This is a genomic window from Vibrio iocasae, assembly GCF_042245395.1.
GTDB classification, from domain to species: Bacteria; Pseudomonadota; Gammaproteobacteria; order Enterobacterales; family Vibrionaceae; genus Vibrio; species Vibrio iocasae.
Genome location: NZ_CP145311.1, coordinates 1 through 11,341 on the forward strand (window position 1 = coordinate 1; position 11,341 = coordinate 11,341).

General features: G+C 44.0%; 9 protein-coding genes. 5 read left to right on the top strand and 4 right to left on the bottom strand.

The window, feature by feature from the left end:
- The 5 genes from dnaA to SNR28_RS09515 all read left to right on the top strand — a co-directional run bounded on the left by dnaA (position 1) and on the right by SNR28_RS09515 (position 7,118).
- The gene (dnaA, locus tag SNR28_RS09495; protein ID WP_375752048.1) at positions 1–1,410 is read left to right on the top strand and encodes a chromosomal replication initiator protein DnaA; all 1,410 of its coding nucleotides are present in this window, start codon (positions 1–3) and stop codon (positions 1,408–1,410) included.
- Positions 1,411–1,443: 33 nt separating this feature from the next.
- Positions 1,444–2,544, top strand: a complete 1,101-nt coding sequence (dnaN, locus tag SNR28_RS09500; protein ID WP_375752050.1) for a DNA polymerase III subunit beta — start codon at positions 1,444–1,446, stop codon at positions 2,542–2,544.
- Positions 2,545–2,561: 17 nt separating this feature from the next.
- Positions 2,562–3,644: a DNA replication/repair protein RecF gene (recF, locus tag SNR28_RS09505; protein WP_375752052.1), complete on the top strand. Its 1,083-nt coding sequence runs from the start codon at positions 2,562–2,564 to the stop codon at positions 3,642–3,644.
- 42 nt (positions 3,645–3,686) lie between these two features.
- Positions 3,687–6,104: a DNA topoisomerase (ATP-hydrolyzing) subunit B gene (gene gyrB, locus SNR28_RS09510; RefSeq protein ID WP_375752054.1), complete on the top strand. Its 2,418-nt coding sequence runs from the start codon at positions 3,687–3,689 to the stop codon at positions 6,102–6,104.
- Between the two features lie 576 nt (positions 6,105–6,680).
- Positions 6,681–7,118, top strand: coding sequence for an Hsp20 family protein (locus tag SNR28_RS09515; RefSeq protein WP_375752055.1), 438 nt, complete (start codon positions 6,681–6,683; stop codon positions 7,116–7,118).
- A gap of 57 nt (positions 7,119–7,175) precedes the next feature.
- Here SNR28_RS09515 and gntR read toward each other — a convergent pair whose 3' ends face one another.
- From gntR to SNR28_RS09535, 4 genes are all read right to left on the bottom strand, one after another.
- Positions 7,176–8,183, bottom strand: a complete 1,008-nt coding sequence (gene gntR / locus SNR28_RS09520; RefSeq protein ID WP_375752057.1) for a gluconate operon transcriptional repressor GntR — start codon at positions 8,181–8,183, stop codon at positions 7,176–7,178.
- Positions 8,184–8,301: 118 nt separating this feature from the next.
- A complete protein-coding gene (locus SNR28_RS09525) occupies positions 8,302–8,940 on the bottom strand; it encodes a bifunctional 4-hydroxy-2-oxoglutarate aldolase/2-dehydro-3-deoxy-phosphogluconate aldolase (protein WP_375752059.1) in 639 nt (212 codons plus the stop codon).
- Positions 8,941–8,985: 45 nt separating this feature from the next.
- Complete coding sequence (gene edd / locus SNR28_RS09530; RefSeq protein WP_375752061.1) at positions 8,986–10,785, bottom strand: phosphogluconate dehydratase; 1,800 nt, start codon at positions 10,783–10,785, stop codon at positions 8,986–8,988.
- A 52-nt stretch (positions 10,786–10,837) separates the two neighbouring features.
- Entirely contained in the window at positions 10,838–11,320 is a 483-nt protein-coding gene (locus SNR28_RS09535; RefSeq protein ID WP_375752062.1) for a gluconokinase, read from the bottom strand.
- Between the last annotated feature and the right edge of the window lie 21 nt (positions 11,321–11,341).

The window sequence follows — 11,341 nt, forward strand, 5'->3', positions numbered from 1 at the left end:
GTGTCATCTTCGCTTTGGTTGCAGTGTTTGCAACAGCTTCAAGAAGAGCTACCAGCTACAGAATTTAGTATGTGGTTAAGACCGTTACAAGCGGAGCTCAGTGACAATACTTTGACCTTATTTGCACCAAACCGTTTTGTTTTGGATTGGGTACGTGACAAATACTTGAACAGTATTAATCGTCTTTTGCAGGAGTTCTGTGGTAACGATATCCCTAGTCTGAGGTTTGAGATTGGCAGTAAGCCGATTTCAGCACCGCCACCAAAACCAGCACCACAAAAGACTAAAGCAGATGTTGCTGCAGAGTCATCTGCGCCTGCTCAGTTACAAGCAGCAAAACCAGTTCATAAAACCTGGGATGATGAGTCTGAACCAAGCAATATCACACACCGTTCAAATGTTAACTTTAAACACAAGTTTAATAACTTTGTTGAGGGTAAATCTAACCAGTTAGGTTTAGCAGCTGCGAGGCAGGTGTCTGATAATCCTGGTGTCTCTTATAACCCTCTGTTTTTATATGGCGGTACTGGCTTAGGTAAAACGCACTTACTCCATGCGGTGGGTAATGCGATTGTGGATAACAACCCGAATGCGAAGGTTGTATATATGCACTCCGAGCGCTTTGTTCAGGATATGGTTAAAGCCCTTCAGAACAACGCAATTGAAGAGTTCAAGCGTTATTACCGTAGTGTTGATGCACTGCTTATCGATGATATCCAATTTTTCGCAAATAAAGAGCGTTCACAGGAAGAGTTCTTCCATACCTTTAATGCGCTGCTAGAAGGCAACCAGCAAATTATTCTTACTTCTGACCGTTATCCAAAAGAGATTAATGGGGTAGAGGATCGCCTTAAATCACGTTTCGGTTGGGGTTTGACGGTTGCGATTGAGCCACCAGAACTGGAAACTCGCGTAGCGATTCTGATGAAAAAGGCAGAAGACCACCAGATTCATCTGGCGGATGAGGTTGCATTCTTTATCGCGAAGAGACTTCGTTCTAACGTTCGTGAACTTGAAGGTGCATTAAACCGCGTAATCGCGAATGCAAACTTCACTGGTCGTCCAATTACTATCGACTTTGTTCGTGAAGCTCTGCGTGATCTGCTGGCGCTTCAGGAGAAGTTGGTAACTATTGACAATATCCAGAAGACAGTTGCCGAATACTACAAAATTAAAGTCGCTGATCTGCTTTCTAAGCGACGTTCACGATCCGTTGCCCGTCCACGACAGTTGGCTATGGCACTTGCTAAAGAGCTTACGAACCACAGTCTCCCAGAGATTGGTGATGCATTTGGTGGCCGTGACCATACAACAGTTCTTCATGCTTGTCGTAAAATCGAACAGCTTCGTGAAGAGAGTCACGACATTAAAGAAGATTATTCAAACCTGATCCGCACACTTTCTTCTTAATCAGAAATACTTGTTGGAAACAAAGAGACCAGTATGAAATTTACCATTGAACGTAATCATCTTATTAAACCTCTGCAACAAGTGTCTGGTGCTTTAGGTGGGCGTCCAACGCTTCCTATTCTTGGTAACCTGTTACTTAAAGTAGAAGAAGGTACATTATCGCTAACGGCAACGGACTTAGAAGTTGAACTAGTTGCACGTATTGCACTGGAAGGTGATTTTGAAACGGGAAGTATTACCGTTCCATCCCGTAAGTTCTTAGATATTTGCCGTGGTCTGCCAGATGAGTCGGTGATTACTGTTGCGTTAGAAGGCGAGCGAGTGATCGTTCGTTCTGGCCGAAGCCGATTTACACTTGTGACTTTACCAGCAGCGGATTTTCCAAATATTGAAGACTGGCAGAGTGAAGTTGAAATCACGCTTTCTCAGGCAGAGCTTCGCTCTATTATTGAGAAAACTCAGTTTTCAATGGCGAACCAGGACGTTCGTTACTACCTGAATGGTATGCTGTTTGAAATTGAAGACTCAACTCTTCGAGCAGTTGCTACCGATGGTCACCGTATGGCTGTGGCGCAAACAGCACTAGAAGCTGCTTTTGAAAAACAGCAGGTGATTGTTCCGCGTAAAGGCATTCAGGAGTTGGTTAAGCTTCTTGATGCACCGGAAAATCCGGTCACACTGCAGATTGGTCAGTCAAATGTTCGTGCTGATGTGAATAACTTTACTTACACATCTAAGCTAGTTGATGGCCGTTTCCCAGATTATCGCCGCGTAATGCCACAAAGTAGTAATAAGACGCTAGAAGCGGGTTGTGACGAGCTGAAGCAGGCATTTTCTCGTGCTGCAATTCTGTCGAACGAAAAATTCCGTGGAGTTCGAGTTAATCTTGATGGCAGCGAAATGCGTATTACCGCTAATAACCCAGAGCAGGAAGAAGCGGAAGAGATTCTAGATGTTAGCTTCCAGGGGGAAGCGATTGAGATTGGTTTTAACGTAAGCTACGTACTTGATGTCCTGAATACTCTTAAGTGCGATCAGGTAAGACTTTCGATGTCAGATGCTAATGCCAGTGCTTTAGTTGAAAACGCTGAAGATGATAGCGCTCTGTACGTAGTGATGCCGATTCGTCTGTAACGACATTTTAAGTTCAGATGCCTTTAAAACGCCTCATTATCAAACAGTTTAGAAACATTGAAGCCTGCGATATAGAATTGTCGCCAGGCTTTAATTTTCTTATAGGTCCTAACGGAAGCGGTAAAACCAGTGTCCTGGAAGCGATTTATATGCTCGGTCATGGTCGCTCGTTTAAGAGCTCTCTTACCAGTAGAGTGATACAAAATGAGTGCAGTGAGCTGTTTGTTCATGGTCGTTTTTTGAATCCGGATCAATTTGAGCTGCCAATTGGAATAAATAAGCAGCGCGATGGCTCAACAGAGGTTAAAATAGGCGGTCAGTCTGGACAAAAGCTGGCACAATTAGCTCAGGTTTTACCACTTCAGCTAATTCATCCGGAAGGTTTCGATTTACTAACCGATGGGCCGAAGTTTCGCAGAGCATTTATTGACTGGGGGGTGTTTCATACCGAACCCGGTTTTTATGATTCCTGGGGAAGGCTTAAACGGTTAACCAAGCAAAGAAACGCGCTACTAAAAACCGCAACCAGTTACAGAGAGCTGAGCTACTGGGATCAGGAGCTGGCACAGTTAGCTGAGACGATTAGTGAGTGGCGTTCTGTTTATGTGAATCAGCTTAAGGAAGTGGCAGAAGAAATCTGCAAAGCGTTTCTTCCGGAGTTTGATATCCAGCTTAAGTATTACCGTGGCTGGGAAAAGGATACAGATTACAAAACTATCCTTGAAAAGCATTTTGAGCGAGATCAGCAGCTCGGGTACACCTTTAGTGGACCAAATAAGGCTGATTTAAAAATTAAAGTGAATGGAACTCCGGTAGAGGATGTTTTATCACGAGGCCAACTGAAGTTGATGGTGTGTGCACTGCGATTAGCTCAGGGGCAACATCTGACTCAGATGACCGGCAAGCAGAGTATCTATTTAATTGATGACTTTGCTTCCGAACTAGACAGCTTGCGTCGAGAACGCTTAGCCGATTGCTTAAAGCAAACGGGCGCTCAGGTTTTTGTAAGCTCTATCACCGCTAGTCAGGTTAGTGACATGCAGGATGACAACTGCAGGATGTTCCATGTGGAACATGGCAAAATAGGGCAACTAAATTAACGGCCTGTTAATGTTTTACAGGTTCCAAGAAGAGAGTAACTCATGGCAGAAAATTACGATTCATCGAGTATTAAAGTACTAAAAGGATTGGATGCAGTAAGAAAACGTCCGGGAATGTACATTGGTGATACCGACGATGGTACTGGTCTTCACCATATGGTATTCGAGGTAGTGGATAACTCTATCGATGAAGCGTTGGCTGGTCACTGTAACGATATCATTGTGACGATACATGACGACAACTCTGTATCTGTTAGCGATGATGGTCGTGGTATTCCGACAGAAATGCACCCTGAGGAAGGCGTGTCTGCAGCGGAAGTTATCATGACAGTACTTCACGCTGGTGGTAAGTTTGATGATAACTCTTACAAGGTATCTGGTGGTCTTCACGGTGTTGGTGTTTCAGTTGTAAACGCGCTTTCAAAGCAGGTCGATTTGACCATTCATCGTGCTGGTGAAATTTTTGAGCAATCTTATGCTCATGGTGAACCAAAAGCGCCACTTACGGTTGTAGGTAACACTGAAGCATCTGGTACAACTATCCGCTTCTGGCCAAGTGAAGAGACTTTTAGCAACATTGAGTTCCACTACGATATTCTTGCTAAGCGTCTGCGTGAGCTTTCTTTCCTTAACTCAGGTGTATCAATCAAACTGATCGATGAGCGCGAAGAAGACAAAATGGACCACTTTATGTATGAAGGTGGTACTCAGGCGTTTGTTGATTACCTGAACAAAAACAAAACACCAATCATTCAGAAAGTATTCCACTTCGAGTTCGAGCGTGAAGATGGTATTGCTGTAGAAGTTGCGATGCAATGGAATGACGGCTACCAGGAGAATATTTACTGCTTTACCAATAATATTCCACAGAAAGATGGTGGTACTCACCTTGCTGGTTTCCGTGCTGCGCTAACTCGTACGTTGAACAGCTTTATGGATAAGGAAGGCTTCTCTAAGAAAGCGAAAACAGCAACATCGGGTGATGATGCTCGTGAAGGCCTGACTGCTATCGTTTCAGTGAAAGTGCCAGATCCTAAGTTCTCAAGCCAGACAAAAGATAAGCTAGTTTCTTCTGAAGTAAAATCAGCAGTTGAATCTGCGATGGGTGAAAAGCTGTCTGAGTTCCTGATTGAAAACCCAGGCGAAGCTAAGATTGTATGTACGAAGATTATTGATGCAGCACGAGCTCGTGATGCAGCACGTAAAGCTCGTGAAATGACTCGTCGTAAAGGTGCTCTGGATCTTGCTGGCCTACCAGGCAAACTAGCGGACTGTCAGGAAAAAGATCCTGCACTGTCTGAACTATACATTGTGGAGGGTGACTCTGCGGGCGGTAGTGCTAAGCAGGGTCGTAACCGTAAGAATCAGGCAATCCTTCCTCTGAAAGGTAAAATTCTTAACGTAGAAAAAGCTCGTTTCGACAAGATGCTTTCTTCTCAGGAAGTAGCAACACTAATCACTGCACTTGGCTGTGGTATCGGTCGTGACGAATACAACCCGGATAAACTGCGTTACCACAACATCATCATCATGACCGATGCCGATGTCGATGGTTCTCACATCCGTACTCTGCTTCTGACATTCTTCTACCGTCAAATGCCTGAGCTGATTGAGCGCGGCTATGTGTACATTGCTCAGCCACCACTTTACAAAGTGAAGAAAGGTAAGCAAGAGCAGTACATCAAAGATGAAGATGCAATGGACCAGTATCAGGTTTCACTAGCTCTTGATAACGCTGGACTGCATGTGAACGAAAATGTACCAGCGATTGCCGGTGAAGCGCTTGAGCAACTTGTACAGCAGTACAACAGCGGTATGAAGCTGGTGGATCGTATGTCTCGTCGTTTCCCACGCGCTCTTGTTCATGAGTTGGTTTATGTTCCACGTCTGACAGCAGAAATGTGTCAGGATGCTGATCAGGTTGAAGCCTGGGGCAAACAGCTTGTGGAACAGCTAAATGCCAAAGAAGTTGGTGCAAGCCAGTACAGCCTTGAAGTTGAGAAGCACGAAGAGCTAAACGTGAACCTAGCTAAGATTGTTGTGCGTACTCACGGTGTGACTCATGAGCATGTTATCGGTCTGGATCTTCTTGCAACGAAAGAATACGGCAAACTAGCCGCGCTTTCTGAAGCTCTGGATGGCCTGATTGAAGAGGGCGCTTACGTGAAACGTGGTGAGCGCACTCATGCAGTATCTAACTTCGCTGATGCACTTAACTGGTTGGTTAAAGAGTCTCGTCGTGGTCTAAGCCTACAGCGATACAAAGGTCTGGGTGAGATGAACCCTGATCAGCTTTGGGAAACCACTATGGACCCAGAAACTCGTCGTATGATGCAGGTAACGATTGAAGATGCAGTAGGTGCGGATCAGTTGTTTACTACGCTGATGGGTGATCAGGTAGAACCGCGTCGTAACTTCATCGAAGAGAATGCATTGAAAGTTGCTAACCTGGACGTTTAGCCGCTCTATTTTACGCTGTATGAACTGATTTCTGCGTCAAAGGTGCTCATTTACACTTGTAAACTCCGCGCCTTTTCCTTGAACTCAGCCCATACAGCTTCAACTAGAGCAACTAACTATATAGATAGTAGTTTTAGAACACCGCCTTTGGGCGGTGTTTTTTATGGAAGTAATCTCTTGTAATTGGCTGTGTTTATTAAAAAGTTGTTTGCAGCATGGATGCTGCGATTCAAGCGTACAAGGATGTATTTACAGCGTACTTTATAATAAATTCAGCCAGTTGCAGAGTCTCAATTAAATAGCAAAAAAATTAAACTATTTTCATTGCTACCCCTTGAATCCCAATTTTTCGGACCTATATTTAAAGTACAGGGGATGCCAAATGGACCTCTGAAACGCTTGTCCAGTCATGTCGCAGCTAATAGAGCAGAAAGCGAATGGCAAAAAAGGAAAGCACACAATTTAATACCGCAATTAGACAGCCACGTCCTATGGAGTGAGCTGGGCTAACTACCTTAGACACCACAAAAGAGTTTGGTGATTTTAAGGCTATTGCTTATTTATGAGGATAGAATCATGAGAACTGTAGATTTCACACCACTATACCGCAATGCTATTGGCTTCGATCGTCTGTTTGATCTGATGGAAGCGAGTGCAGCTAAAAATACCTCTAACGGTTACCCTCCATATAACATCGAACAGCAAGATGAAAACAAATATCGCATTACTATGGCGGTAGCAGGTTTTGCTGAAGATCAGTTAGATATTACTCAGAAAGAGAATGTTCTGATTGTTCGCGGAGAGCGTAAGTCCGAAGAAGAGAAAAAGTACGTTTATCAGGGAATTGCAGAGCGCGATTTTGAGCGCAAATTCCAGCTAGCTGATTATGTAAAAGTCGTTGGCGCAACAATGGAAAATGGTCTGCTACACGTCGATCTCGAAAGAGAAATCCCTGAAGCGATGAAACCACGTAAGATCGCTATTAACGGAAGTAACTTAATTGAGGGAAAGTAGTTAACTAAACCCCAATTAATATAGTAAGAGCGTCCAGTTGGGCGCTCTTTTTTGATCTTATAAGCTTTCACCAATAGATATGGTTGTGTCGAGCTCGATAATTTTCTCGGAAATGGGTTCGTTCGGCAGCATGATTCTTTTCAACAGTTGCTCTGCTGCGATTTTTCCCATCTCTTCACGGGGCGTAATAACAGTAGCAAGAGTCGGGCTAACAACCGAAGTAATATTGTGCCCGTGGAATCCAACGATAGATATATCCTCTGGTATCTTAAGCCCCTGCCTAAGACATTCAAACATGGCACCGATAGCAAGGTCGTCATTAGTACAGTAGATAGCATCTATTTGCGAATACTTTTCTCTGGCAATCTGAGTGAGTTCTGCACCAATAGTATAACTAGACGCTTTTTTTGTGCTGACAACTTTAGGTTCTAATCCAGCCTCTTTGACTGCTTGTTCAAACCCTTTGATTTTCTGCTTGGTTCGTTCATCCATTCGGGCGGCCAGATAAACGATGTTTTTTCTACCTTTAGAAATAAGCAGATTAGTAATTTCTGAACTGGCTTTAGTGTTATCAAATCCAACCGCCTGCTGTAGCGGCTCTGAAGCCGAATCCATAATCTCTACAACCGGGATGCCTGTTGCATTAAGCATCCTTTTTGCGCGCTCAGTATGGTAGCTTTCAGATAGAATCATGCCATCAACATTGTAGGAGAGTAGCGTTTCTATCCGCTTTTCTTCTGCACGTTTGCTGTAACCATAGTGCGCCAGCATGGCCTGATAGCCATGGGGCTCTATAACGCTCTCTATTCCGCGCAGTACTTCATCGAACACCTGGTTGGTCAGAGAGGGAACCAGAACACCAATAGAATAACTTTTGGCCTTGGATAAAATGTCCGGAGCCCGGTTTGGTACGTAACCGAGCTCTTCAACAGCTTGAGCAATCTTAGCTCCCACAGCTTCCGACACTTTTTCCGGATCGCGAAGATAACGGCTGACGGTCATTTTCGTTACACCAACCTGATCAGCAATATTCTGTAAAGTGGGGCGCTGCTTTTTCGCTGTCATAGATATTGAAACGTCTCTTTAGTTATTATCGGTGTTTACCAACATAATATTGTATAAGTAAGAATGAGTTAAATGTTTACTACAAACCTATACAATATTTGTTGCTGCGCTAAAGCTTTTACTGAGTAGCGGCCTCAATAGCCTCTCTTGTTAATTTAGTGATACGTGCCCAATCTTTTGATTCTATTGCGTCTGTCGGAATCATCCAGGTACCACCAACGGTCTTAACGCAGGAAAGAGCCTGATACTCTTTCAGGTTCGTAACGCTTATTCCACCGGTAGGGCAAAAGCTTACCTGAGGTAGAGGTGCCGAAATTGCTTTCAGTGCCTTCGCTCCACCATTAGCTTCTGCCGGGAAGAATTTCATATGGTCATATCCCAAATCCATCGCGGTCATAATTTCGGTTGCTGTAGCGACTCCCGGAATAAGTGGAGCTGTACCAGTCACGGCATGGGCTAACAATCTTACAGGTGCTCCCGGAGAGATAATAAACTTTGAACCCGCAAGAACGGCAGCATCATATTGTTGAGGAGTAAGTACAGTACCAGCACCAACCAGCGCTTCTGGCATTGCCTCAGAGATAAGCTTTATCGCATTTAATGCTGCTTCTGTTCTAAGAGTTATCTCGAATACATTAATACCACCTTCAGCAAGTGCCTTCGCAAGTGGCACTGCGTCATTTTCATCTTTGATGACCATTACTGGCACGATAGGTGATGCTGAAAAAACTTTATCCGGAGATAGTGACCAGTTCATATTCTTTCCTGATTAGTAAATTGATTTTGTATGGTTTAATACGTTTTAGAGTATAGTCGCACCAGTGTCTGCACTGGAAACTGCCTGTCTAAAAACGTTAAATAGTTCTCTTCCACTGCCATAATAAGAGTCTTTCAGAGCAGGGATAGACTCACTTCTCTGCGAGATATCTTGTAGGACATCTATTGTGCCGGATATGCCATCCACCTGTATCAAATCGCCATCTGCTATTTTTGCCAACAAACCACCTCGTTTAGCTTCAGGCGTTATATGGATAACAGCAGGTACCTTACCAGATGCACCTGATAGCCTGCCATCGGTGACCAGAGCGACATTCAGCCCTTGTTTCATAAGATTCCCCATAATGGGCATCAGCTTATGAAGCTCGGGCATACCATTTGCGGCAGGGCCATTATATCTAACAACAATGACTGCATCTTCGGTAAACTTTCCCATCTTGTATGCCGTTTCTACATCATGCTGAGAGTCAAAGACTCTGGCTGGAGCACTCACTCTCTGATGCTCCTTTGCGACTGCACTAACCTTCATTATCCCTTTGCCAAGGTTACCTTTAAGGAGCTTTAGACCACCAGTAGCCCTAAAGCTGTTTTTGCTGTCTGAGATTACATTGAGATCGAGAGAACATTCTGTTTCTTGGAACGTTAAACTCTGATTTTCACCGATAACCGGAGTTGTCAGATAATTCTCCATAGAACCATATACCGGATTTGCATCCATAAAGATTAGTCTTCTCTGGTGCAGGTTATTCATTAATGCAGGAACGCCACCAGCACGCTGGAAGTCATTAATATCTGCACTGCCATTGGGGTACATTTTCACAAGAAGTGGAACGACTTCTGAAAGAGCGTCCAGATCATCCCAGTTAATAATCCATCCTGCTGCTTTCGCGACAGCGATAAGGTGAATAGTGTGGTTGGTGCTGCCTCCAGCTGCCATCAAAGCAACTAAGCCATTCACTACAGACTTTTCATCAACAACTTTCGCCAGTGATTTACTGCTGTTGTTGGTGTTACTTACAGCGGCAATATGTTGTGTGACTTTCTCGGTGAGCTTTTCTCTTAATAAACTATCTGGTGGAACAAATGCCGAACCTGGAAGCATTAACCCCATAGCTTCAAGTACCAGTTGATTAGTATTAGCGGTGCCGAAGAAGGTACAGGTACCTGATGAATGATAAGCCTGACATTCCATTGCCTGTAGCTCTGTTCGGTCAGCTTCACCAGCAACGAACTTTTGCCTTACGGAAGTCTTCTGATCATTGCTGATTCCAGTTGCCATTGGGCCTGATGGCACAAATGCTGTAGGCAAGTGGCCGAAAGAAAGAGCACCTATAAGCTGGCCGGGTGCAATTTTATCGCAGACACCCAACAATAAAGTTCCATCGTAAGTATTGTGACTGAGAGACAGGGCGGTAGCCTGAGCAATAAGGTCTCTGGAGAACAGAGAAAGCTCCATACCATCATTGCCTTGCGTAATGCCATCGCACATTGCAGGAATACCTCCTGCAACCTGAGCACTATTACCTAGTTCAGATAATGTTTTTTTTATCATCTCTGGATAGAAAAAGTAAGGCTGGTGGGCACTGACCATATCATTGTAGGCGGTCACGATTGCAAGATTTACTTTAGTGAAATCCAGAATAGATGTTTTCTCATGATCTTCTGAAGCAGCAATAGTGTGAGCTAGGTTTCCGCAAGCTAATGAAGCTCTCGCTTTCCCCTTTACCTGCTGTTGTTCGACTGTTTTCAGGTATCTATTACGACTTTCTTTGCTTCTGGAAACAATGTTTCTGGCAACCTGCGCTACCGTAGGATGAATGTCCATTGTACTTACCCAATGTTATTGACCGGAGCCCAAAACGGGCTCCAAAATTGATTCAGATTCTGTTCAGGATATTCTGAACAATCTCTTCTGGTGATTGTCTGATATCGATATGAATTGCTTCATCTTCAGATGGCTCTACTAATGTTGAGAATTGGCTTTCCAGCATCGCAGAGCCCTGAAAGTAGTGGCCTTCTCTTGCTTTGTGTCTTGACCAGATAGTATCGAAATCTCCTTTAAGAAAGACAAATTTCAGCTCGTTACAGTCTCTCTTCAATATATTCCTGTACTCGGGCTTCAACGCAGAGCACGCCACCACAAGACTTTCTTTATCAAGAATCAGCTCATTGAGTGTTTCTAACCAGGATTGGCGGTCATTGTCTGTCAGTGGAATGCCACTCTGCATTTTGCTGATGTTCTCTTCTGAGTGGTAATCATCACCATCAAAGAACGGAATCTGTAAAGCTTCAGAAAGACCTATACCAATTGACGTTTTTCCGCATCCTGAAACCCCCATCACTACATATTTATTTTTCATAGTTTTACCTCTTTATTATGT